At 63.4% G+C, this 23,259-nt stretch carries 20 protein-coding genes; 10 read left to right on the forward strand and 10 right to left on the reverse strand.

Annotation, left to right across the window (positions count from 1 at the left end; translation table 11 throughout):
• Positions 1-210: 210 nt before the first annotated feature.
• The 9 genes from NY023_RS25105 to yccS all read left to right on the forward strand — a co-directional run bounded on the left by NY023_RS25105 (position 211) and on the right by yccS (position 12,222).
• Positions 211-468: a hypothetical protein gene (locus NY023_RS25105; protein WP_023661765.1), complete on the forward strand. Its 258-nt coding sequence runs from the start codon at positions 211-213 to the stop codon at positions 466-468.
• Positions 469-565: 97 nt separating this feature from the next.
• On the forward strand, positions 566-808 hold the full coding sequence (locus NY023_RS25110) for a hypothetical protein (RefSeq protein WP_023661764.1): 243 nt from the start codon (positions 566-568) through the stop codon (positions 806-808).
• A 182-nt stretch (positions 809-990) separates the two neighbouring features.
• Positions 991-2,793, forward strand: coding sequence for an acyl-CoA dehydrogenase (locus NY023_RS25115; protein ID WP_038410180.1), 1,803 nt, complete (start codon positions 991-993; stop codon positions 2,791-2,793).
• A gap of 32 nt (positions 2,794-2,825) precedes the next feature.
• On the forward strand, positions 2,826-4,268 hold the full coding sequence (locus tag NY023_RS25120; protein WP_013974487.1) for a TldD/PmbA family protein: 1,443 nt from the start codon (positions 2,826-2,828) through the stop codon (positions 4,266-4,268).
• On the forward strand, positions 4,268-5,587 hold the full coding sequence (locus tag NY023_RS25125; protein WP_013974488.1) for a TldD/PmbA family protein: 1,320 nt from the start codon (positions 4,268-4,270) through the stop codon (positions 5,585-5,587). The genes NY023_RS25120 and NY023_RS25125 overlap by 1 nt, the downstream gene beginning before the upstream one ends.
• A 126-nt stretch (positions 5,588-5,713) precedes the next feature.
• Entirely contained in the window at positions 5,714-7,141 is a 1,428-nt protein-coding gene (gene mdtD, locus NY023_RS25130; protein ID WP_015272048.1) for a multidrug transporter subunit MdtD, read from the forward strand.
• A 112-nt stretch (positions 7,142-7,253) separates the two neighbouring features.
• Positions 7,254-8,591 carry an ATP-dependent RNA helicase DbpA gene (gene dbpA, locus NY023_RS25135; protein WP_230396947.1) on the forward strand — a complete coding sequence of 446 codons (1,338 nt, stop codon included), beginning with the start codon at positions 7,254-7,256 and terminating at the stop codon, positions 8,589-8,591.
• Between the two features lie 137 nt (positions 8,592-8,728).
• Positions 8,729-9,910, forward strand: a complete 1,182-nt coding sequence (locus NY023_RS25140) for an NAD(P)/FAD-dependent oxidoreductase (protein ID WP_013974491.1) — start codon at positions 8,729-8,731, stop codon at positions 9,908-9,910.
• A gap of 128 nt (positions 9,911-10,038) precedes the next feature.
• Complete coding sequence (gene yccS, locus NY023_RS25145) at positions 10,039-12,222, forward strand: YccS family putative transporter (RefSeq protein WP_013974492.1); 2,184 nt, start codon at positions 10,039-10,041, stop codon at positions 12,220-12,222.
• Positions 12,223-12,352: 130 nt separating this feature from the next.
• Here yccS and NY023_RS25150 read toward each other — a convergent pair whose 3' ends face one another.
• Positions 12,353-13,090 (reverse strand): substrate-binding periplasmic protein, encoded by a 738-nt coding sequence (locus NY023_RS25150; protein ID WP_023661311.1) that lies wholly within the window; start codon positions 13,088-13,090, stop codon positions 12,353-12,355.
• Positions 13,091-13,245: 155 nt separating this feature from the next.
• Between NY023_RS25150 and NY023_RS25155 the strand changes: the two genes are divergently transcribed.
• Positions 13,246-13,698, forward strand: coding sequence for a GNAT family N-acetyltransferase (locus NY023_RS25155; RefSeq protein ID WP_024087828.1), 453 nt, complete (start codon positions 13,246-13,248; stop codon positions 13,696-13,698).
• A 32-nt stretch (positions 13,699-13,730) separates the two neighbouring features.
• Here the strand turns inward: NY023_RS25155 and NY023_RS25160 are convergent, their stop codons facing one another.
• The 9 genes from NY023_RS25160 to tkt all read right to left on the reverse strand — a co-directional run bounded on the left by NY023_RS25160 (position 13,731) and on the right by tkt (position 23,259).
• On the reverse strand, positions 13,731-14,027 hold the full coding sequence (locus tag NY023_RS25160; protein WP_013974495.1) for a helix-turn-helix domain-containing protein: 297 nt from the start codon (positions 14,025-14,027) through the stop codon (positions 13,731-13,733).
• 12 nt (positions 14,028-14,039) lie between these two features.
• A complete protein-coding gene (locus NY023_RS25165; RefSeq protein ID WP_003259625.1) occupies positions 14,040-14,540 on the reverse strand; it encodes a M48 family metallopeptidase in 501 nt (166 codons plus the stop codon).
• 39 nt (positions 14,541-14,579) lie between these two features.
• Positions 14,580-16,706 carry a putative bifunctional diguanylate cyclase/phosphodiesterase gene (locus NY023_RS25170; protein ID WP_013974497.1) on the reverse strand — a complete coding sequence of 709 codons (2,127 nt, stop codon included), beginning with the start codon at positions 16,704-16,706 and terminating at the stop codon, positions 14,580-14,582.
• Positions 16,707-16,967: 261 nt separating this feature from the next.
• Positions 16,968-18,032 carry a class II fructose-bisphosphate aldolase gene (gene fba / locus NY023_RS25175; RefSeq protein WP_015272054.1) on the reverse strand — a complete coding sequence of 355 codons (1,065 nt, stop codon included), beginning with the start codon at positions 18,030-18,032 and terminating at the stop codon, positions 16,968-16,970.
• A gap of 100 nt (positions 18,033-18,132) precedes the next feature.
• Positions 18,133-18,462: an MliC family protein gene (locus NY023_RS25180; RefSeq protein WP_013974499.1), complete on the reverse strand. Its 330-nt coding sequence runs from the start codon at positions 18,460-18,462 to the stop codon at positions 18,133-18,135.
• Between the two features lie 160 nt (positions 18,463-18,622).
• The gene (locus NY023_RS25185; RefSeq protein WP_013974500.1) at positions 18,623-18,874 is read right to left on the reverse strand and encodes a hypothetical protein; all 252 of its coding nucleotides are present in this window, start codon (positions 18,872-18,874) and stop codon (positions 18,623-18,625) included.
• Positions 18,874-20,037, reverse strand: coding sequence for a phosphoglycerate kinase (locus NY023_RS25190; protein ID WP_013974501.1), 1,164 nt, complete (start codon positions 20,035-20,037; stop codon positions 18,874-18,876). The genes NY023_RS25185 and NY023_RS25190 overlap by 1 nt, the downstream gene beginning before the upstream one ends.
• Positions 20,038-20,049: 12 nt before the next feature.
• The gene (gene epd, locus NY023_RS25195) at positions 20,050-21,111 is read right to left on the reverse strand and encodes an erythrose-4-phosphate dehydrogenase (RefSeq protein ID WP_013974502.1); all 1,062 of its coding nucleotides are present in this window, start codon (positions 21,109-21,111) and stop codon (positions 20,050-20,052) included.
• A 150-nt stretch (positions 21,112-21,261) separates the two neighbouring features.
• On the reverse strand, positions 21,262-23,259 hold the full coding sequence (gene tkt, locus NY023_RS25200) for a transketolase (RefSeq protein WP_013974503.1): 1,998 nt from the start codon (positions 23,257-23,259) through the stop codon (positions 21,262-21,264).

Consider the following 23,259-nt stretch of genomic DNA (forward strand, 5'->3'; position numbering starts at 1 on the left):
CTGAGGGTTGTTAACGAAAAAAGGAGAGCTTCGGCTCTCCTTTTTTATTTCCAAGAATAAATTCCTGGCAGACGAATATACCGCGCACAGTGCAACCTCGTCTCTATCACCTAAGGTTTCTCAACCTAGCACAAGTGCTAGTTTTACCGCCTCGCTCAAAGAGACATCATTTGCCTCGCACCACTTCAAATAACTTGTAGCGAGAAAAGAATGAAAAAAGAAATAGAAGTTACCGGCATCACGATCTTCGCCAAAGAACAATATGCAGGTGAAATCTGGACCAACCTTTACTCACCTGACGAGCCGCTGCAAAGCTGTGTAGTTCGGGATACAAACGTGATGGACGCCGTTCACACCGCAAAGTCTGTGCTGCAGCCCGGCAAGCCACTGAAGGTTTTTGCCACGATCACGACCAGTGGCCATCCACAACTGTTGGAAAAAATCAGGATAGGTGATTTTTCGAACTGAACTCTAAGTCAGCCGAGACTCAAAGTTGCTCGCCATACGTTGCGCAGAGCAAATCTTATCTAAAAGACCTTGAACCATTTCAGGAAGGAATGCCGCCATGGCCGAATTCAATGTTAAAAAAATAAGCCTCTTTGCCGAGCAAGATCAGGTTAGCACCAATCTTTATAACGCCGCAGGTAATGTTCGATCCTGCGTCGTCAGGGACAAAACCGTCATGAAGGCATTACACACAGCTCTCGTGACCACCGCATACAACGACGCTTATCAAATCATCGCCACCACCGATGAAACCGTTTCGCCCTACGTACTCACTGAGATCAAAATCGATAACACGCCCTGACAGCTCCACCAAATTAAACAAACTCACTACCCAGAGCAGGATGTTTTTTACGCTCGGTTCCTAGGTAGGCACATAGTGCGATATTTGCGGTAACTCATATTGATCATCACCTCGATCAATCGTCCTTGTCGCCAGTACCGATACAGTATCAAGCTGAATTACCGTATCCCAGGACTGCCGACATGGACGAGACTTTACTCAGCTCTCGCAACCTCGCCTTTGAACTCTACGAAGTCCTCATGGCCGAGGCCCTGACCCAGCGCCCGCGCTTCGCCGAGCACAACCGCGAAACCTTTGACGCGGCGCTATCGACTGCCCGCACCATCGCAGAGAAATTTTTCGCCCCGCACAACCGCAAGGCCGACGAAAACGAGCCGCGCTACGTGGATGGCCGCGCCGAACTGATCCCCGAAGTGAAACCCGCCGTCGACGCCTTTCTCGAAGCCGGCTTCCTCAACGCCAACCGCGACTTCGAAGCCGGGGGCATGCAGCTGCCGAGCCTGGTCTCGCAGGCCTGCTTCGCCCACTTCCAGGCGGCCAACGCCGGCACCACGGCCTACCCGTTCCTGACCATGGGCGCGGCCAACCTGATCGAGAGCTTCGGCAGCGATGAACAGAAACGCCTGTTTCTACAGCCGATGATCGAAGGCCGCTACTTCGGCACCATGGCCCTGACCGAACCCCACGCTGGCTCGTCACTGGCCGATATCCGCACCCGCGCCGAACCTGCCGGTGACGGCAGCTACCGGTTAAAGGGCAACAAGATCTTCATCTCCGGCGGTGATCACGAGCTGTCGGAAAACATCGTGCATATGGTTCTGGCCAAGCTTCCGGATGCTCCGCCCGGCGTGAAGGGCATCTCGCTGTTCATCGTACCCAAGTACCTGGTCAACGAAGATGGCAGCCGTGGCCCGCGCAACGATGTGCTGCTGGCAGGGCTGTTCCACAAGATGGGCTGGCGCGGTACTACCTCCACCGCGCTGAACTTCGGCGACAACGGCCAGTGCGTCGGCTACCTGGTCGGCCAGCCGCACCAGGGCCTGGCCTGCATGTTCCAGATGATGAACGAGGCACGCATCGGTGTCGGCATGGGCGCAGTGATGCTCGGTTACGCCGGCTACCTGTATTCGCTGGAATACGCCCGTCAGCGCCCGCAGGGTCGGTTGCCGGACAACAAAGACCCGCACAGCCCCGCAGTGCCGATCATCGAGCACAGCGATGTGAAACGCATGCTGCTGGCACAGAAGGCCTACGTGGAGGGCGCCTTCGACCTGGGCCTGTATGCCGCGCGCCTGTTCGACGACACCCAGACTGCCAGCGACGACAACGCCCGCAAGCAGGCGCAGGAGCTGCTCGACCTGCTGACCCCGATCGTCAAATCCTGGCCCTCGACGTTCTGCCTCAAGGCCAATGAACTGGCGATCCAGATCCTCGGGGGCCACGGCTACACCCGCGAGTACCCGGTAGAACAGTATTACCGCGACAACCGCCTGAACCCGATCCATGAAGGCACCGAGGGCATCCAGTCGCTCGACCTGCTGGGCCGCAAGCTGGCGCAGAACAATGGTGCCGGCCTCAAGCAGTTGATCCGGTCGATCGCTGCCACCGGCGAGCGCGCCAGCCACCATGCGAACCTCGACCCACTGCGCCAGCCGCTGGAGCAACTGGTCAACCGCCTGCAAGGTGTGACCCTGGGCTTGCTGGGTGACCTGGCCCAGGGCAAAGTCGCCGGAGCCCTGGCCAACTCGGCCCTCTACCTCAAGGCCTTCGGCCATTGCGTGATCGGTTGGCGCTGGCTGGAACAGGCGATCCATGCCGAACTCGGCCTGCTCAAGGGCAAACCCGCCGACCGCGACTTCTACCTCGGCAAGCTGCAGGCCGCGCGTTATTTCCTGACCTGGGAGGTACCTGGCTGCCATAATGAGCTGGCATTGCTCGAGGCGCGCGACGACACTTGCCTCGCCATGCAGGACGAGTGGTTCTAAGGGGGAGCCACCGTGTACACGGAGGCTTCCACATGTTCGATACCAGCGCCCTGCTGCGCCAGCGCTTTGCCGCGCTGCGCAGTAAGGCCGAGCTGTTTTCCCTGCGCCATGTGAAACAATCGCACCAGGCGCTGTCGGTTCGCCGCAACGTCGCGGAACCACCCTTCTTCAGCCAGGACGAGGGCGCCATGCTCACCGTGCGGGTGAATGGCGTGGAAGCCTATGCCGCCACCGCCGACCTGTCCCAGGCCGGCCTGCAGCGCGCCCTGGAGCAGGCCGAGGCGCTGGCCCGGCAGATCGCCCGATACAACCTGCTGGACCTGCGCGAGCAACCGGTGACCAGCGCACGCCACGACCACATTTCGCCCAACTTCGACCAACCCGTGCCCAACCTTGCCGACTGCCTTGGCCTGCTCGCTGCCGAATCGGCCAGCGTGCCCAAGGACAGCCGCCTGGTGGACTGGCAGGCCGGCCTGGGCCTGAGCCTGGTCGAGCAGACCTACCTGAACTCGGCCGGCGCCGAGCTGCGCCACGCCCAGCGCTTCCTGTTCCCGGGCCTGGGCGTGACCGCCAGCGATGGCCAGGACAGCCAGAGCCGCAGCCTGGGCCGCGACAACTTCGGCCAGCAGGGCGGCTTCGAGGTCATCGAGCGCTGCGGCCTGATCGGCGCTGCCCGCCGGGTGGCCGACGAGGCGCTGCAGCTGCTGCAGGCACCGAATACCCCCAGCGGCCCGCGCGACCTGCTGTTGATGCCGGACCAGATGATGCTGCAGATTCACGAATCCATCGGCCACCCGCTGGAGATGGACCGCATTCTCGGCGACGAACGCAACTACGCAGGCACCAGCTTCGTCAAAGCCGATGACTTCGGCCACCTGCAGTACGGCTCCGCGCTGCTCAACGTGACCTTCGACCCAACCATCGGCGAAGAGCTGGCCAGCTACAGTTTCGATGATGACGGCACCCAGGCCAACAAGCAGTTCCTGATCCGCGATGGCCTGCTGCTGCGCCCGCTGGGTGGTGCGCTGTCGCAGTTCCGCTCCGGCCTCGACGGCGTGGCCAACAGCCGCGCCTGCGGCTGGAACCGTGCGCCGATCGACCGCATGGCCAACCTCAACATCGAGCCGGGCGACCAGAGCCTGGATCAGCTGGTGAAGGGCATCGAGCACGGCATCCTGATGCGCACCAACCGTTCCTGGTCCATTGATGATGCTCGCAACAAGTTCCAGTTCGGCTGTGAATGGGGCCAACTGATCGAAAACGGCGAGCTCAAGGGCATCGTCAAGAACCCCAACTACCGTGGCATCTCCGCGCAGTTCTGGCGCAACCTGGCGGCGGTCGGCGACAGCAGTACCTTCCAGGTGCTGGGCACGCCCAACTGCGGCAAGGGCGAACCCAACCAGGTGGTACGGGTGGGGCATGCCTCGCCGGCCTGCGTGTTCCGCCAGATCGACGTATTCGGAGGAGACGCCTGATGAAACAAGCTTTCGAAACCCTGGTCGGGGATGTGCGCAAAGCCCTGCAGACGGGCGAACAGTTCACCCTCGGCTACAGCACCGAACAGTCGCAATTCGTGCGTTTCAACCATGCCAAGGTGCGCCAGGCCGGCACCGTGAACCAGGCCGGCGCGCAACTGCGGTTGATCCGCGATGGCCGCCAGGCAGAGCAACAGGTGACCTTGAGTGGTGACACGCAACTGGATAGCCAGCGTCTGTTCACGGCCCTGGAGCAACTGCGCCAGACCTTGCCATTGCTGGCGGTCGATCCGTACTTGCGCCTGGACGAAAGCGCCTGGCACAGCCACAGCCAGCAGGAGCAGCCGCTGCCCGAACTGAGCGATGTGCTGACCTTGCTCGAGCGTGAAGCCGGCGACCTGGACCTTGTCGGCATCTACGCCGCCGGCCCCATCTGCCGGGGCTTCGCCAGCTCGTTCGGGGCCTTCGGCTGGCACCAGGCCAACAGCTTCAACTTCGACTGGAGCCTGTTCCACGAAAACGGCGAGGCGGTAAAGGCCAATTATGCCGGGCAAGTGTGGAGCGCCGACGACTTCACCGCACGCCTGCGCCAGGCGCGGGAACAGCTGGGTTTCCTTGGCCGCCCTGCCGTCACGCTGAAGCCTGGCAGCTACCGCGCCTACCTGGCCCCGGCGGCCATGGACGAAATAGCCGGCATGCTGTGCTGGGGCGGTTTTTCCGCACAGGCCCTGGCCACTGGCAACAGTGCCCTGCAGCGCCTATACAACGGCGATGCGCGGCTGAGCCCGCTGGTGAGTTTCACCGAGCAGGTCAGCGGTTCGCTGAGCCCTGCATTTTCCGATGAAGGCTCGCCGCGCCTGGATGTGCCGTTGATCCAGCAAGGCGAGGCCCGGCAGCGATTGATCAGTGCGCGCAGTGCGGCCGAATTCGAGCTGCTGGCCAATGGCGCCGATAGTTACGAGTCACCGTGTGCGCTGAGCCTGGCAGCAGGTAGCCTGCCGAGCGAGCAGATTCTGGAGCGGCTCGATACCGGGCTGTACATCAGCAACCTGTGGTACCTGAACTATTCCGACCTGCCGGCGGCACGCATGACCGGGCTGACCCGCTTCGCCACCTTCTGGGTGGAGAACGGGCAGATCCAGGGCCCGGTGAGCACCATGCGCTTCGATGACAGCCTGTACAGCTTGCTCGGCAGCCAGCTGGAGGACCTGACAAGCGAGCGCGAGATGATCCTGTCGACCAGTACCTATGGACAGCGCAGTACCGGGTCGAGTCATTTGCCGGGGGCACTGGTCAAAGGCCTGACCCTGACATTGTGACTGGACTTACCGGCCCTTTCGCGGCTAAAGCCGGCCCCACAGGATCTCCACGGCCCTTAATGTGGTGATATCCCTGTGGGAGCGGGTTCACCCGCGAAGAGGCCGGCACTGACAAACGAGGAAGTCATGCCCGAACGCACCCCGCTGGACCCCGTCACCGCCCGCTGGATCCCTTGGGTGGTGGCCATCGCCTTTTTCATGCAGTCCCTGGACGGCACCATCCTCAACACCGCACTGCCAGCCATGGCCCGGTCGCTGGCAGAAGACCCGCTGCGCATGCAGGGCGTGATCATCGCCTACATGCTCACCGTGGCCCTGCTGATCCCCGCCTCAGGCTGGATCGCCGACCGCTTCGGCACCAAGCGCATCTTCTTCAGCGCAATCCTGCTGTTCAGCTTCGGCTCGCTGCTGTGCGCCGCCGCCAACAGCCTCGGTTTCCTGATCTTTGCCCGTGTCGTGCAAGGGCTGGGCGGTGCGCTGATGCTGCCGGTCGGGCGCTTGGTAGTCCTACGTGCCTACCCGCGCACCGAGCTGGTGCGCATCATGAGCTTCATCACCATCCCCGGCCTGCTCGGGCCGCTACTGGGCCCTACGGTTGGCGGCTGGTTGGTGGAAATACTGAGCTGGCACTGGATCTTCCTGCTCAACCTGCCGGTCGGCCTGATCGGCTGCTACGCCGTTTGGAAGTTCATCCCCGACCTGCGCGGCGCCGAGCGCACCACGTTCGACGGCCCCGGGTTCCTGCTGTTTGGCGCAGCGATGGTATTGATCACCATCGCCATGGAAGGCCTGGGCGAACTGCACCTGCCGCACCTGCGGGTGATGTTGCTGCTGTTCGCCGGCATGGCCTGCCTGGCGGCCTACTGGCTGCGCGCCGGGCGCGACCCGGAACCGTTGTTCTCACCCAGCCTGTTCCGCGTGCGCACCTTTGCCATCGGTATTCTCGGTAACCTGTTCGCCCGCCTGGGCAGCGGCGCGCTGCCGTTCCTTGTGCCGTTGCTGCTGCAAGTGGCGCTGGGCTACTCGCCGGCCCAGGCCGGCATGAGCATGATCCCGCTGGCGGCTGCGGCGATGCTGGCCAAGTCCATTGCCCGACCACTGATCGAACGCTTTGGCTACCGCATCATCCTCACCGGCAACACCCTGCTGCTGGGCCTGCTGCTGGCCAGCCTCGGGCTGGTCGACGAGCAGACGCCCTATGCCGTGCTGCTGATTCAGCTGGGCCTGCTCGGGGCAGTCAACTCGATGCAGTTCACCGCGATGAACACGGTGACCCTGATCGACCTCGACGACGCCAGCGCCAGCAGCGGCAACAGCCTGCTGTCGGTGGTCGCGCAGCTGGCCCTGAGCCTGGGCGTGGCATGTGCGGGGGCATTGCTCGGCGGCTTTACCGCAGCCGGAAACGCCGACGGTGTGGAAACCACCTTGGGTGCATTCCAGCTGACCTTCGTCACCATCGGCGTGATGGCCATGCTGGCGGCGGCGATATTCCTGCAGCTGTCGCCGACGGACGGAAGGCGTGCCCGTCGTCCGGAACAACACATGGAGTCGTAGGGCGAATGGCCATGAGGCTGGTAGACTATGCGGCATTTTTCGCTTCGCACCGCAGGCCCGCCTCGTGACCACCGAATCCACCGCCTTTGCCACCTTGCCGCTGTCCACTGCCATGCTGGCCAACCTGGACGCCCTCGGCTATGCCTCGATGACACCGATCCAGGCCCAGAGCCTGCCGGTCATCCTCAAGGGGCAGGACCTGATCGCCCAGGCCAAGACCGGCAGCGGCAAGACCGCCGCCTTCGGCATCGGCCTGCTCAACCCGATCAACCCGCGCTACTTCGGTTGCCAGGCGCTGGTGCTGTGCCCTACCCGCGAGCTCGCCGACCAAGTGGCCAAGGAGCTGCGCCGCCTGGCCCGCGCCGAGGACAACATCAAGATCCTGACCCTGTGCGGCGGCGTTTCGCTGGGCCCGCAGATCGCTTCGCTGGAGCACGGCGCACACATCATCGTCGGCACCCCAGGGCGCATCCAGCAGCACCTGGACAAGGGCACCCTGGTGCTCGACGGGCTGAACACCCTGGTGCTGGACGAGGCCGACCGCATGCTCGACATGGGCTTCTTCGATGCCATCGCCAGCATCATCGGCAAGACCCCGTCGCGCCGCCAGACCCTGCTGTTCTCGGCCACCTACCCGGCCGGCATCAAGCAACTGGCCGCCGACTTCATGCGCAACCCGCAACAGGTCAAGGTCGAGAGCCTGCATGCCGACAATCAGATCGAGCAGCGCTTCATCGAGATCGACCCGCAACAGCGCCTCGAGGCGGTCACCCGCGTGCTCGGCCACTACCGCCCGCAGTCCTGCGTGGCGTTCTGCTTCACCAAGCAGCAGTGCGAGGATGTGGTCGCCCACCTGACCGCCAAGGGCATCGTTGCCCAGGCCCTGCATGGCGACCTGGAGCAGCGCGACCGCGACCAGGTGCTGACCATGTTCGCCAACCGCAGCAGCTCGGTGCTGGTGGCTACCGATGTGGCCGCCCGCGGCCTGGACATCGATGGCCTGGATATGGTCATCAACGTCGAGCTGGCACGTGATGCGGAAATCCATGTGCACCGTGTCGGCCGCACCGGCCGTGCTGGCGAGAAAGGCATTGCGGTCAGCCTGGTGGCACCGGCCGAAGGCCACCGCGCCCAGGCCATCGAAGACCTGCAGAAGAGCCCGCTGCGCTGGGACCAGCTGGACAGCCTGAAGCACAAGGGTGGCGAACCGCTGCTGCCGCTGATGAGCACCCTGTGCATCGCCGCCGGGCGCAAGGACAAGCTGCGCCCGGGTGACATCCTCGGGGCGCTGACCGGTGACGCCGGCATCCCCGGCAAACAGGTGGGCAAGATTGCGATCTTCGATTTCCAGGCGTTCGTGGCCGTTGAGCGGCCGCTCGCCAAGCAGGCCATGCAGCGCTTGAACAGCGGCAAGATCAAGGGGCGTTCCCTGAAAGTCCGCATCGTCTGACCTAATTTTGGGGCCGCTTTGCGGCCCTTTCGCGACACAAGGCCGCTCCTACAGGGGATCGCAAACTCCTGTAGGAGCGGCCTTGTGTCGCGAGAGGGCTGCAAAGCAGCCCCCAGCAATCCTGAAGAGGTAACACCGTGCACTCCACCGACGTGATCATCCTCGGCGCCGGCGCCGCCGGCCTGATGTGCGCACAGCTCAGCGCCCGCCGTGGCCGCCGGGTACTGGTGCTCGACCACGCCAACAAACCGGGCAAGAAAATCCTCATGTCCGGCGGCGGCCGCTGCAACTTCACCAACATGTATACCGAGCCGGGCAACTTCCTCTCGCAGAATGCGCATTTCTGCAAGTCGGCCCTGGCTCGCTACACCCAGTGGGACTTCATCGAGCTGGTGTGCAGGCACGGCGTGGCCTACCACGAGAAGAAACTCGGCCAGCTGTTTTGCGACAACAAGGCCAGTGACATCCTCGACATGCTGCTGGCCGAATGCGATGAGGCCGGCGCCGAGATCCGCATGCACACCAGCATCGAGCAGATCGAGAAGACCGAAGGGGGCTACCTGCTGCAGACCAGCGGCGGCCAGTTCGCCTGCCAGTCGCTGGTGATCGCCACCGGCGGCCTGTCGATCCCGACCCTGGGTGCCACCGGCTTCGGCTACCAGGTGGCCCGCCAGTTCGGCCATACCCTGCTGCCAACCCGCGCCGGGCTGGTGCCGTTCACCATCACCGAGCCCCAACTGAAGGCACTGTGCACCGAGTTGTCCGGTACATCGCTGGATTGCACCGCCAGCTGCAACGGCACCAGCTTCCGCGAGAACCTGCTGTTTACCCACCGCGGCCTCAGCGGCCCGGCGATTTTGCAGATTTCCTCGTTCTGGGAAGCAGGCGACACGGTCGAGATCAACCTGCTGCCCGACCGTGATGCACTGACCTGGCTGCAACAGATGCAGGCCGAACGCGCCAACACCGAGCTGAAAACCGTGCTGGGCGAGGTATTTACCCGCAAGCTGGCCAACCTGCTGGCCGAGCAGTGGTTCGAGTCCCGGCCCATGAAGCAGTACACACCGGCGGAACTGGCACAGATCGCCGAGAAGCTGGCGAACTGGCAGGTGGTACCGGCCGGCACCGAGGGCTATCGCACTGCCGAAGTGACCCTGGGCGGCGTGGATACCCGAGAGGTGTCGTCCAAGACCATGGAATCGCTGAAAAGCCCTGGGTTGTATTTCATTGGTGAAGTGCTGGATGTGACTGGCCATTTGGGCGGTTTCAATTTCCAGTGGGCCTGGGCCTCCGCCAACGCCGCGGCGCAGTTCGTGTAGAGTAGAATCCATTCAGCAGCACGGAATGCTTCTTGCTGGCCCGTGCTCAGTGTCGGAATCCGGGCCGCTTCGCGCCCCGGTAACCGTCTCTGAAAGGTATTTCTCTGATCACTGCCTAGCAGGCCATCATGTCATCGAGCTCGTTCCGTCAGTCACTGCGTCGCCTGTGGGGTCAAGACAAGTTCAGCTACAGCATCCGGGTCACCATCGCCCTCACCGGCAGCCTGGCCCTGTGCTGGTACCAGAACGAAATGGCCCTGCTGATTCCGCTGTTCCTCGGCATCATCGCCAGCGCCCTGGCCGAAACCGATGACAGCTGGCAGGGCCGCCTCAGCGCCCTGGCCGTCACCCTTGTGTGTTTTGCCATCGCCGCACTGGCAGTCGAACTGCTGTTCCCCTACCCGTGGGTATTCGTCATTGCCCTGGCCTTGGCGGCCTTTGGCCTGACGATGCTCGGTGCCTTGGGCGAACGCTATGGCGCCATCGCTTCAGCGACCCTGATCACTGCGGTGTACACCATGATCGGCGTGGACCAGCGCGGCGGCCAAGTCACCGATTTCTGGCACGAACCGCTGCTGCTGGTGGCGGGCGCAGCCTGGTACGGGCTGCTGTCGGTGCTGTGGCAGGCGCTGTTTTCCAACCAGCCGGTGCAGCAGAGCCTGGCCAAGCTGTTCTTCGAGCTGGGCAGCTACCTCAAGCTCAAGGCCAGCCTGTTCGAACCCGTCCGCACCCTTGACGTCGAAGCCCGGCGCCTGGAGCTGGCCCAGCAGAACGGCAAGGTGGTGGCGGCGCTCAACGCGGCCAAGGAAATCATCCTGCACCGGGTGGGCAACAGCCAGCCGAATTCCAAGGTCAGCCGCTACCTCAAGCTGTACTTCCTGGCCCAGGACATCCATGAACGGGTCAGTGCTTCGCACTATCCCTACAACGCCCTGACCGAGGCTTTTTTCCACAGCGACGTGATGTTCCGCTGCCAGCGCCTGCTGCGCAAGCAGGGCTCGTCCTGCCAGGAACTGGCCCGCTCGATCCGCCTGCGCCAGCCGTTCGTGCTGGCCAGCGGTTATCCCGAGGCCCTCGAAGACCTAAACGCCTCGCTGGAACACCTGCGTATGCAGAACAACCCGGCCTGGCGTAGCCTGCTTCGCTCGCTGCGGGCGCTGGCGGCCAACCTGGCGACGCTCGACCGCCTGCTCAGCGCCGCCAGCAACCCGGACAGCCTGGCCGACACCAGCGATAGCAGCCTGCTCGACCGCTCTCCACGCTCGCTGAAGGACGTGTGGACCCGCCTGCGCACCCAATTGACGCCGACCTCGCTGCTGTTCCGCCATGCCCTGCGCCTACCCCTGGCGTTGTCGATCGGCTATGGCATGGTGCACCTGATCCACCCCACCCAGGGCTACTGGATCATCCTCACCACGCTGTTCGTGTGCCAGCCCAACTACGGTGCGACCCGGCGCAAGCTGGTGCAGCGGATAGCCGGCACCGCCGTCGGCCTGACGGTGGGCTGGGCATTGTTCGACCTGTTCCCCAACCCGGTCATCCAGTCATTGTTCGCCGTGGTCGCCGGGGTGGTGTTCTTCGTCAACCGCACCACCCGCTACACCTTGGCCACGGCCGCGATCACCCTGATGGTGCTGTTCTGCTTCAACCAGATCGGCGATGGCTATGGCCTGTTCCTGCCGCGCCTGTTCGATACCCTGGTCGGTAGCCTGATCGCCATCCTTGCGGTGTTCCTGTTCCTCCCCGACTGGCAGGGGCGGCGGCTGAACAAGGCGCTGGCCAATACCCTGGCCTGCGCCAGCGTGTACCTGCGGCAGATCATGCAGCAGTATGCCCACGGCAAGCGCGATGACCTGGCCTACCGCCTGGCCCGGCGCAACGCCCACAACGCCGACGCGGCGCTGTCCACCACCTTGGCCAACATGCTGATGGAGCCGGGGCATTTCCGGAAGGAGGCCGACGTCGGCTTCCGCTTCCTGGTGCTGTCGCATACCTTGCTTAGCTACCTGTCGGGGCTGGGTGCGCACCGCGACACCGCCTTGCCGGCGGAGGTGCAGGAACAGTTGATCGAAGGTGCCGGGCAAAGCCTGGCCAGCAGCCTGGACGAGATTGCCAACGGCCTGGCCGCGCGGCTGCCGGTGGCGATTCACAGTGATGCCGAAGAAGCGCTGGCCAATGCCCTGGAGCAGATGCCGGAAGAGCTGGACGAGCACCAGCGGCTGGTACAGACGCAGTTGGCGTTGATCTGCCGGCAGTTGGGGCCGCTGCGGACCTTGGCAGCGCATTTGATCAAGGAAGGTGCACCGGCCTGAGTTTCATATCGCCTGTGCGGGCCTCTTCGCGGGTAAACCCGCTCCCACAGGAACATCACAAATATCGAGTCCTGTGAGATACCTGTGGGAGCGGGTTTACCCGCGAAGAGGCCGGCACAGGCGATATAGATCAAAAGCCATGCTGGCGCATGAGCCGTGCATAGCTGCCATCCGCCTTCATCGCCGCAATCGCCTGCTCGAACCGCTCGACGATCCGCGCATGCTCCGGGTGCTTCAGGCTGACCAGGATATGCAGGGTGTTCTCTCCCAACGGCGGCTCCACCAGCATCACCCCATCGCGTACCTCTGGCAGCTCGCGCTGCAAGTTGTAACGGGCCACGTACTCGTCTTCCACCGCCAGGTCCACCCGCCCCGCCGCCAGCATGCGTACCGCAGAGGGAAAGTTGCGCACCGCCACCTTGTGCAGGCGGGTGTCGCGGTCGAACTCGGGGGAATAGGCATAATCACGCACCACAGCGATGCTGTAGGGATACAAATCTGACTGGCGCTTGTAGCGAAACGCCTCGCCCTTGCGTTGCAACAGGCGAATGCGGTTGACCAGGTAGGCTTCGGAAAACTGCCCGATGCTGGCGCGCGAGTCGTTGTACCAGGCGTTGATCAGCACGTCGTAACGCCCCTCGCTCACCCCCAGCAGAGCCCGCGCCCAAGGTGCCTCTTCGACCCCACTGGTGTAGCCGGCCCGGGCCAGCGCCGTGGTGACGATGCTGGTCGCCAGGCCACCGCCCGGCATGCTGGCATCGGTGAACGGCGGCCAATTGTCGGCCACCAGACGCAGCTTTTCGCGCCCCAGGGCGGGTGTTGCAAGCATCATTGCCAGCAATCCCAACACACAAAACAGTGGCCGCATGCTCACGTCCTTTCGCAATGGAGGGCACACACTGCCGATGAGATTACACAAAGGCGTCTTCGAGGGCAGCGGCCAATAGTGTCATTTAGCCTCTATTTTGGCCGTGGCACGTGCATCATGCGATGATCGACGGTCCACTCAAGGAGTTCGCACCAATGTCCATCGACTGGCTTTGCAAGCACCACACCGACCTCAGCAAGGACCAGCTCTACGCCATTCTGCAGTTACGCACGGAAGTGTTCGTGGTCGAGCAACGCTGCGCCTACCAGGAAGTCGATGGCCAAGACCTGACCGGCGATACCCTGCACCTGATGGGCTGGCGGGATGACAAGCTGGTGGCCTACCTGCGCCTGCTCGACCCGCAATCCCAAGGAGGGGATGTGGTGATCGGGCGGGTAGTGACTGCACCTGCGGCGCGCGAGCTGAAGCTTGGGCATACCTTGCTGCTCAAGGGGTTGGAGGCAGCGGAGCATTGCTGGCCGGGGGTGCCGGTTTATCTGTCGGCGCAGGCGCATTTGCAGGCATTCTATGCCCGGCATGGGTTCGCTGTGGTGGGCGAGGAATATCTTGAGGACGACATTCCGCATATCGGGATGCGCAAGGGATGAGATCGCCGGGCTGCAAAGCAGCCCGCAGTGGATCAGGGATACCCCAGCACTTCGCGAACCTGCCGCAGGTGCTGGATGATCCACTGTTTGTCAATCGCCCCCCAGTCATGAATGCGGTAATGCCCGGCGTGGTTGCGCGCGCCTTCCTGCTGTTCGAACTCGCAGACGATATCCAGGTCGGCTAGTGCCGCAATGGTGTCCTGGGCGGTGCGCCGGGGCATGCCGGTGGCTTCCATCAGGGCCGGAACGCTGGTCGCGGTCTGGCTGTCGATCAGCCAGGCCACGTACAGACGGCGGTAGAAGCTGCTCTTGGTCTTGCTCACTTCCATGCTGCGTGGTCCTTAACAGTTGCCCGGCAGCTCCCGATAGGTCAGGTAGACGCGCAGGTCGAATTCCAGTTGGTGGTAGTCCGGCTCCATGTGCTGGCAGAGCTGGTAGAACGCCTTGTTGTGGTCGCGCTCGCGCAGGTGTGCCAGTTCGTGCACCACGATCATGCGCAAGAACTGCGGCGCGGCCTCCTTGAACAGCGAGGCAATGCGGATTTCCTTCTTCGCCTTGAGCTTGCCGCCCTGCACCCTTGATATCGCCGTATTCAGGCCCAGGGCCCGATGGGTCAGGTCGAGACGATTGTCGAACAGCACCTTGTCCAGGTTGGGCGCGCTGCGCAGGTATTGCTGGCGCAAATCCTGGGCATAGCCGTACAACGCCTTGTCGTTCTGCACGTCATGGCGGTCGGGGTAGCGGCGCTGCAGGTACTCGCCCAGGCGGTCGCTGTCGATCATCTGCCGCACTTGCTGCTGCAGGTGCGGCGGATAGGCTTGCAAATATCGTAATACGGTCATGGCGCTGCATTCGGTGTAACGAATGCCGATTCTAGCCAATCATGGCCCCGGCCAGGAGAAAATCGCCGGGAAGCTGCTGGCATCCGTGGCGGTCATCGGGTAAGCCACCAGGAACCCCTGCACGTACTCACAGCCATTGGCTTTGAGCCAGGCTGCCTGAGCCGGGGTTTCCACCCCCTCGGCGATCACCGTGATGCTGTAGTCGAGGCACAGGCCGATGACGCTGCGCACCAGCGCGGCATCCACCACCGAGTCGGGCAAGCGCGCCACCAGGTGGCGGTCGAGCTTGAGGGTATCGATCGGCAGGTCGCGCAACATGCGCAACGAACAGTCGCCGGCACCAAAGTCATCCAGCGCCACCCGCACACCCAGCTCGCGCAAGCGGTGTATCTGTTTCACTGCCGCATCGATGTTGTACATCAGCGAGGTTTCCGCCACTTCCACTTCCAGCTGCGCCGGGTCCAACTGGTAAAGCTGGATGACCCGGTGCAGTTCGTCGACCAGGCTGGGCATGGCGAACTGCGCGCGGCTCAGGCTGATACCCAGCACCAGGTCCGCCGAGAAACGCTGGCACCAGGCCTGGCGCTGTGCCGCGCCCTGGCGGTAGATCCAGCTGGCCAGGCGGTTGATCAAGCGCGCCTCTTCCAGCAACGGGATGAACAGCCCCGGCGGTACGTCGCCGACACTGGGATGCTGCCAGCGCAACAAGGCCTCGAAGCCACGCAGGCGGCCATCGATGAAGCCGACCTGCGGTTGATAAACCAGAGTGAAGTCTTGCTGCTCCACGGCCATGCGTACGCTGTCCTCGAGCATCAGCCGCGAACGTGCCCTGCCATTGAGTTCCTGATCGTAGAAGCGATATTGCTGGCGCCCGGCCTGCTTCGCTGCGTACATCGCCGCATCGGCCGCGCGCAGCAGGCCTTCGACATTGGCCCCGCAATCCGGATAAGTGGCGATGCCAATGCTCACCCCAAGGCTCACATCCAGCCCTTCCACCTGGTGGCTGATGGAAATGCGTTCCAGCAACCGCTCGGCATAGCGCCCGGCCTGCTCCGGGTAAGGCAGGCTGTCGAACAGTGCAGTGAACTCGTCCCCGCCCATGCGCGCCAGCAGCGCTTCACTGCCCAGGCAATCCTTGAGCTGTTCGGCCACCCAGTGCAGCACCCGGTCGCCCGCGTCGTGGCCGAGCGAGTCGTTGATACGTTTGAAGCCGTCCAGATCCATGTACATCAGCGCCTGCGCCTTGTCCGAGCGCTCGTTGCGCAGCAGCGCACCTTCGGCGGCCTGGTAGAACCCGCGGCGGTTGAGCAGGCCGGTAAGCGGGTCGGTGACGGCCTGGTACTCCAGCTGCTGGTGCAGGTTGCGCACCACCGACATGTCCAGCACGGTGACCACCATGGCCTGTTGCTCGGACGGCAGTGGAGCACAGGACAACGCCACCGGCACCAGCTCGCCGCCCAGGGTGCGCAGCTGGGCATCATGCACGCGGAAGATGCGCCGCCCCAGGTAGGCCTGGTAGAAGTCCGATTCGTTCCACAGGCTGGCACTGGTCAGTTGCACCAGGTCGAGCAGATGGGCGCCCTGCAACTCCTGCACCGGCGCTGACAACAAACGGGAAATGGCCGGGTTGGCAAAGCTGATGATGCCTTGGGCATCCACCACCAGAATGCCCTCGGCGGCGTTCTCCAGGATCGATGCGTTGAACGCCCTGGCCGCTTCCAGCTCGCGGGTCAGCCGCTGCAGCATGCGCCGGTTGCGCTGCTGGTCGAGCAGGGCCTGGACCTTGGGCTTGAGGATTTGCGGGTCGAACGGTTTGAACATGTAGTCCACGGCGCCGCTGGCGTAGCCCTTGAGCACGGCCGCTTCGGACTGTTCGTTGGCGGTGAGGAAAATGATCGGGGTCAGCCGGGTGCGCTGGCTGCCGCGCATCAGTCGGGCGACTTCGAAGCCGTCCATCTCCGGCATCTGTACATCCAGCAGCACCAGGTCGACATCGTGCTCGAGCAAAGCACCCAGGGCTTCCATCCCCGAGTTTGCCGTCAACACCTGCCAATCCTGACGGGCCAGCAATGCCCGCATGCTGATGAGGTTTTCGGGGTAATCGTCTACCACCAGAAGAACCGAGTTGCCATCCAGTGGCTGAGGGTGAGGTTGAGCGCCATCCATGCTGCTTCTCTATTATGTGACCGACTTCAAAATACGGTTGGATCCACTAGTACTCTAGACCTGAGCGGATAACACGCAATGCAATCAGAACGCTATCAGTGCCTCAATTCTACGGTAGCCGACTAACGGTCGCTCTGCCGGGAATATGTACCGCCCTCTTCGCAAGCATGCCGGCAAAGAGGCCTACACCGAGGCAAAGTTCTAACACCCAAAAATGAAAAAACCCGCATCGCTGCGGGCTTTTTCATTAATACCAGAAGATTAGTTGACCTTGGCGGCCAGCTCACCTTTCAGGTAGCGCTGGTACATGCCTTCCAGGGAGATCGGCTTGATCTTCGAGGCATTGCCAGCGGTGCCGAAGGCTTCGTAACGGGCGATGCACACGTCACGCATGGCCTTGATGGTTTCACCGAAGAACTTGCGCGGGTCGAACTCGCTCGGGTTCTGCGCCATCAGGCGGCGCATGGCACCAGTGGAAGCCAGACGCAGGTCGGTGTCGATGTTGACCTTGCGCACGCCGTACTTGATACCTTCGACGATTTCCTCGACCGGTACACCGTAGGTTTCCTTGATGTCGCCGCCGTACTGGTTGATGATCGCCAGCCACTCTTGCGGCACCGAGGACGAACCGTGCATCACCAGGTGGGTGTTGGGGATGCGCTTGTGGATTTCCTTGATGCGGTCGATGGCCAGCACGTCACCGGTTGGTGGCTTGGTGAACTTGTAGGCACCGTGGCTGGTACCGATGGCGATGGCCAGGGCGTCGACCTGGGTCTTCTTGACGAAGTCGGCAGCCTCTTCCGGGTCGGTCAGCATCTGGCTGTGGTCCAGCACGCCTTCGGCGCCGATGCCGTCTTCCTCACCGGCCATGCCGGTTTCCAGCGAACCCAGGCAGCCCAGCTCGCCTTCTACCGAAACACCGCAGGCGTGCGCCATGGCAACGGTCTGCTGGGTAACGCGAACGTTGTACTCGTAGTCGGTCGGGGTCTTGCCATCTTCACCCAGCGAGCCGTCCATCATCACCGAGCTGAAGCCCAGCTGGATCGAGCGCTGGCAGACGTCAGGGCTGGTGCCGTGGTCCTGGTGCATGCACACCGGGATATGCGGGAATTCTTCGATGGCCGCCAGGATCAGGTGACGCAGGAACGGGGCACCGGCGTATTTGCGGGCACCGGCCGAAGCCTGGACGATCACCGGGGAGTCGGTCTTGTCGGCCGCTTCCATGATGGCGCGCATCTGCTCGAGGTTGTTGACGTTGAAAGCTGGTACGCCGTAACCGAACTCGGCGGCGTGGTCCAGCATCTGGCGCATGCTAATGAGTGCCATTGTGTATCTCTCTCCCGACAAGCGTCGTTTGTTTCGTGCAAGCCTGCCGCAGGGGCGGTTGCTGTTCAAGTAGTGTGGGCCACCCTCGCGGCCCGGCCAGTCACGGTGCCTTGCAGCCCCGCCCAATCAGATCGTTGGTTGCCACCCAGTACACCAGGCCTTCTTCGCCCTTGGTATGGAAGGCCAGCATGCCATCGCTGTACAGCGCGCCCGAGGCACCCGGCTCGGCCTTGAGCCGGTAGACCTGGTCGCCGCCACCAAGGCGCACATCGACCTGATCGCGCTGCGCATCGGCGAAGCGCCACAGCACTTCAGCCTGAGTGTCGCAGACCCAGCGGGTCCAGTCGTCTGCCGGAGCGGGTTGCGCCGGCTTCAGCAGCGAGCATCCTGCCAGTGTCGCCAGGGCCGTCACGGCCAAAAGCGCTTTCATTCAGTTTCCTCGATTTGGGGCTGCTGTGCAGCCCTTCGCGGGCTTGCCCGCTCCCACAGGTCAAGCGCTGTACCTGTGGGAGCGGGCAAGCCCGCGAAGGGCCGCACAGCGGCCCCTACCTCAAGACCACAAATCAGCCTTCGGGTTGCCTGTTACCCGATCAAGGGCAACCAGGCGCCTTGCGCTGGTGGTCTTCGTCGTACTTTTCCAGGCCTTCCGGGCCCACGCGCTTGCTGATGACCGGCACGGTCTCGGCCTGCCACTCGGACTGGTAGCAACCGCCCTTGGGCGGATGCGCCGGGTCGGTATCCGAGGCCGGGCTGCCGGCGCATGCGCTCAGCAGGCCAGCCAGCATCATCACAGGCAATTGCTTGACCATCAGGCCGCTCCCTTTGCCAAGCGCCGACGTCATCAGGCCTTGGCCCGCTCTTCCAGGATCGCCACGGCCGGCAGTACCTTGCCCTCGACGAACTCGAGGAAGGCGCCACCACCGGTAGAAATGTAGGAGATATCGGCGCCAACGCCATATTTGTCGATGGCAGCCAGGGTGTCACCGCCACCGGCGATAGAGAACGCGGCGCTGTCGGCGATGGCCTTGGCCAGCACCTTGGTGCCGTTGCCGAACTGGTCGAACTCGAACACGCCGACCGGGCCGTTCCACAGGATGGTCTTCGACGACTTCAGCAGCTCCGCGAAGTGGGCTGCGGTTTGCGGGCCGATGTCCAGGATCATGTCGTCAGCGGCAACGTCGGCAATGGCCTTGACGGTGGCTTCGGCGCTCTCGGCGAACTCCTTGGCAACCACGACATCGACCGGCAGAGGCACGCTGACCTTGGCGGCGATGGCCTTGGCGGTATCGACCAGGTCAGGCTCGTACAGCGACTTGCCTACCGGGTGGCCGGCTGCGGCCAGGAAGGTGTTGGCGATGCCGCCACCAACGATCAGCTGGTCGCACACCGAGCTCAGGCTGTTCAGCACGTCCAGCTTGGTGGAGACCTTGGAGCCGGCAACGATGGCTGCCATCGGCTTGGCCGGGGCCTTCAGGGCCTTGCCCAGGGCATCCAGTTCGGCTGCCAGCAGCGGGCCGGCAGCAGCGACTTTGGCGAACTTGGCAACACCATGGGTCGAACCTTCGGCACGGTGGGCAGTACCGAAAGCGTCCATGACGAACACGTCGCACAGGGCGGCGTACTTCTGCGCCAGCTCGTCGGCGTTCTTCTTCTCGCCCTTGTTGAAACGCACGTTCTCGAACAGCACCAGGTCACCAGCCTTGACCTCGACACCGTCCAGGTAGTCGGCTACCAGCGGCACGTCGCGGCCCAGGGCCTTGCTCAGGTAGTCGGCGACCGGCTTGAGGCTGTTCTCGGCAGAGAACTCACCCTCGGTCGGGCGGCCCAGGTGCGAGCAGACCATTACCGCTGCACCCTTCTCCAGGGCCAGCTTGATGGTCGGCAGCGCTGCCAGGATACGCGCGTCGCTGGCTACCACACCGTCCTTCACAGGCACGTTGAGGTCTTCGCGGATCAGTACGCGCTTACCTTGCAGGTCGAGGTCGGTCATCTTCAACACGGTCATGAATGCAGTCCTTCAGGGCTGTTTGTTGCGGGTTGGGTGGACGACGTGCAGATAGTGTTCGGCAACGTCGAGCATACGGTTGGCGAACCCCCATTCGTTGTCGAACCAGGCCAGCAGGTTCACCAGGCGGGGGCCGGAAACACGGGTCTGGCTGGCATCGACGATCGCCGAATGCGGGTCATGGTTGAAATCACAGCTGGCGTGGGGCAACTCGGTGTAGGCCAGCAAGCCTTTGAGCGGGCCTTCCAGCGCCGCCTCGCGCAGCACCCGGTTGACTTCGGCCGCACTGGTATCGCGGGCGGTCTGCAGGGTGATATCCAGGCACGAGACGTTGACGGTCGGTACGCGTACCGCTTTGGCCTGGATTCGCCCGGCAAGTTCCGGAAGCAGGCGCTCGATGCCACGCGCCAGACCAGTGGATACCGGGATCACCGACTGGAAGGCCGAACGCGTGCGGCGCAGGTCTTCGTGGTGGTAGGCGTCGATCACCGGCTGGTCGTTCATCGCCGAGTGGATGGTGGTGATCTGCACATACTCGATGCCGAATGCCTGGTCCAGCACACGCAGCAGCGGCACGCCGCAGTTGGTAGTGCAAGAGGCGTTGGACACCAGGCGCTCGTTGCCGGTCAGGCAGGCCTGGTTGACGCCGTAGACCACCGTGGCATCGACATCGGCCTCGCTGGCCATCGGCTGCGAGAACAGCACCCGAGGCGCGCCGGCGTCGAGGAAGCGCTGGCCATCGGCGCGGGTGTGGTAGGCGCCGGAGCACTCCAGCACCAGGTCGATATCCAGGGCGGCCCAGTCGATGCCTTCGGGGGTGGCACTGCGCATCACCTTCACGCAGTCGCCATTGATATGCAGACAGTCGCCATCGACCTTCACCTCACCGGGGAAACGCCCGTGGGTGGAGTCGAAGCGTGTCAGGTATTCCAGGCTGGCCTGGTCGGCCAGGTCGTTCAGCGCGACGATCTCGAAACCGGCCTTTGCCCCCCGCTCGAACAGCGCGCGCAGGACACAGCGGCCGATACGGCCATAACCGTTGAGTGCAACTTTGTAGGGACGCAGGTGGGGCATAGGTAGCTCTTGAACTCCGGCAGTTGAACGGGGCCGCTGCGCAGCCCATTCGCGGCACAAGGCCGCTCCTACAGGGGACGGCGTACGCAATACCCTGTAGGAGCGGCCTTGTGCCGCGAACGAGGGCCAGAGGCCCTCGCCTTCCTTGTATCAGTCTTCCAGCAGCTCTTCGGCAGTACCGAGGATGTTCTCCAGGGTGAAACCGAACTCTTCGAACAGTGCCGAGGCCGGCGCCGACTCACCGTAGGTGGTCATGCCGATAATACGACCTTCCAGGCCGACGTACTTGTACCAGAAGTCGGCGTGAGCGGCTTCGATGGCGATACGCGCACCTACTTCCAGCGGCAGCACGGACTGCTTGTAGGCAGCGTCCTGGGCATCGAACACGCTGGTGCACGGCATGGAAACCACGCGCACCTTGCGGCCTTGTTCGGTCAGCTTGGCGTGCGCCTGAACAGCCAGGCCCACTTCGGAACCGGTGGCGATCAGGATCAGCTCAGGCTCGCCGGCGCAGTCCTTGAGCACGTAGCCGCCGCGGCTGATGTCGGCGATCTGCTGGGCGTCGCGGTCCTGGTGCTGCAGGTTCTGGCGCGAGAAGATCAGCGCCGAAGGGCCGTCCTTGCGCTCCAGGGCGTTTTTCCAGGACACGGCGGATTCCACCGCGTCGGCTGGGCGCCAGGTGTCCAGGTTCGGCGTGCTGCGCAGGCTGGTCAGCTGCTCGATCGGCTGGTGAGTCGGACCGTCTTCGCCCAGGCCGATGGAGTCGTGGGTATAGACGTGGATCACGCGCTGCTTCATCAGTGCCGACATGCGCACGGCGTTGCGGGCGTATTCCATGAACATCAGGAAGGTCGCGCCGTAAGGCACCAGGCCACCGTGCAGGGCAACACCGTTCATGATGGCGGTCATGCCGAACTCGCGAACGCCGTAGAACACGTAGTTGCCGCTGGCGTCGTTGGCTTCGACACCCTTGCAACCCTTCCACAGGGTCAGGTTGGAACCGGCCAGGTCTGCCGAACCGCCGAGGAACTCCGGCAGCAGCGGGCCGAAGGCATTCAGGGCGTTCTGGCTGGCCTTGCGGCTGGCGATGGTCTCGCCCTTGGCGGCCACTTCGTTGATGTAGGCCTGGGCTTTCTCGCTGAAATCGGCAGGCAGGTCACCGGCGGCTCGGCGCTTGAACTCGGCAGCCAGCTCCGGGTAGGCCTTGGCGTAGGCGTCGAAGCGCTGGTTCCATTCGGCTTCGGCCTTGGCACCGGCAGCCTTGGCGTCCCACTCGGCGTAGATCTCGGCCGGGATTTCGAACGGGCCGTGGTTCCAGTTCAGTTCCTTGCGAGCCAGGGCAATTTCGTCGTTGCCCAGCGGTGCGCCGTGGCAGTCTTCCTTGCCCTGCTTGTTTGGCGAGCCGAAACCAATGATGGTCTTGCAGCAGATCAGGGTCGGGCGATCGCTCTTGCGGGCGGTCTCGATGGCGGTCTTGATCTCGTCGGCGTCATGGCCGTCGACGTTGCGGATCACCTGCCAGTTATACGCTTCGAAGCGCGCCGGGGTGTTGTCGGTGAACCAGCCGTGCACTTCGCCGTCGATGGAAATGCCGTTGTCGTCATAGAAGGCGATCAGCTTGTTCAGGCCCAGGGTGCCGGCCAGCGAGGCGACTTCATGGGAAATGCCTTCCATCATGCAGCCGTCGCCGAGGAACACGTAGGTGTGGTGGTCGACGATGTTATGGCCATCACGGTTGAACTGGGCGGCGAGCACCTTTTCGGCCAGGGCGAAGCCCACGGCGTTGGCGATACCCTGGCCGAGCGGGCCGGTGGTGGTCTCGACGCCTGGGGTGTAGCCGTATTCCGGGTGGCCCGGGGTGCGGCTGTGCAGCTGGCGGAAGCCTTTGATGTCATCGATGGTGACGTCGTAGCCGGTCAGGTGCAGCAGCGAGTAGATCAGCATCGAACCGTGGCCGTTGGACAGCACGAAGCGGTCACGGTCGGCGAAACTCGGGTTGCTCGGGTTGTGCTTCAGATAGTCGCGCCAAAGCACTTCGGCGATATCCGCCATGCCCATGGGGGCACCTGGGTGGCCGCTGTTGGCCTTTTGCACGGCATCCATGCTGAGGGCACGAATGGCGTTGGCACGTTCACGACGGCTGGGCAT

It is taken from the genome of Pseudomonas sp. NBB (assembly GCF_032701105.1).
GTDB classification, from domain to species: domain Bacteria; phylum Pseudomonadota; class Gammaproteobacteria; order Pseudomonadales; family Pseudomonadaceae; genus Aquipseudomonas; species Aquipseudomonas asiatica.

Coding starts and splice junctions, on each gene's coding strand:
- NY023_RS25105 (WP_023661765.1), top strand. CDS start 211: ATGAAAAAAGAAATAGAAGTTACCGGCATCACGATCTTCGCCAAAGAA.
- NY023_RS25110 (WP_023661764.1), top strand. CDS start 566: ATGGCCGAATTCAATGTTAAAAAAATAAGCCTCTTTGCCGAGCAAGAT.
- NY023_RS25115 (WP_038410180.1), top strand. CDS start 991: ATGGACGAGACTTTACTCAGCTCTCGCAACCTCGCCTTTGAACTCTAC.
- NY023_RS25120 (WP_013974487.1), top strand. CDS start 2,826: ATGTTCGATACCAGCGCCCTGCTGCGCCAGCGCTTTGCCGCGCTGCGC.
- NY023_RS25125 (WP_013974488.1), top strand. CDS start 4,268: ATGAAACAAGCTTTCGAAACCCTGGTCGGGGATGTGCGCAAAGCCCTG.
- mdtD (WP_015272048.1), top strand. CDS start 5,714: ATGCCCGAACGCACCCCGCTGGACCCCGTCACCGCCCGCTGGATCCCT.
- dbpA (WP_230396947.1), top strand. CDS start 7,254: ATGCTGGCCAACCTGGACGCCCTCGGCTATGCCTCGATGACACCGATC.
- yccS (WP_013974492.1), top strand. CDS start 10,039: ATGTCATCGAGCTCGTTCCGTCAGTCACTGCGTCGCCTGTGGGGTCAA.
- NY023_RS25150 (WP_023661311.1), bottom strand. CDS start 13,090: ATGCGGCCACTGTTTTGTGTGTTGGGATTGCTGGCAATGATGCTTGCA.
- NY023_RS25155 (WP_024087828.1), top strand. CDS start 13,246: ATGTCCATCGACTGGCTTTGCAAGCACCACACCGACCTCAGCAAGGAC.
- NY023_RS25160 (WP_013974495.1), bottom strand. CDS start 14,027: ATGGAAGTGAGCAAGACCAAGAGCAGCTTCTACCGCCGTCTGTACGTG.
- NY023_RS25165 (WP_003259625.1), bottom strand. CDS start 14,540: ATGACCGTATTACGATATTTGCAAGCCTATCCGCCGCACCTGCAGCAG.
- NY023_RS25170 (WP_013974497.1), bottom strand. CDS start 16,706: ATGGATGGCGCTCAACCTCACCCTCAGCCACTGGATGGCAACTCGGTT.
- fba (WP_015272054.1), bottom strand. CDS start 18,032: ATGGCACTCATTAGCATGCGCCAGATGCTGGACCACGCCGCCGAGTTC.
- NY023_RS25180 (WP_013974499.1), bottom strand. CDS start 18,462: ATGAAAGCGCTTTTGGCCGTGACGGCCCTGGCGACACTGGCAGGATGC.
- NY023_RS25185 (WP_013974500.1), bottom strand. CDS start 18,874: ATGACGTCGGCGCTTGGCAAAGGGAGCGGCCTGATGGTCAAGCAATTG.
- NY023_RS25190 (WP_013974501.1), bottom strand. CDS start 20,037: ATGACCGTGTTGAAGATGACCGACCTCGACCTGCAAGGTAAGCGCGTA.
- epd (WP_013974502.1), bottom strand. CDS start 21,111: ATGCCCCACCTGCGTCCCTACAAAGTTGCACTCAACGGTTATGGCCGT.
- tkt (WP_013974503.1), bottom strand. CDS start 23,259: ATGCCCAGCCGTCGTGAACGTGCCAACGCCATTCGTGCCCTCAGCATG.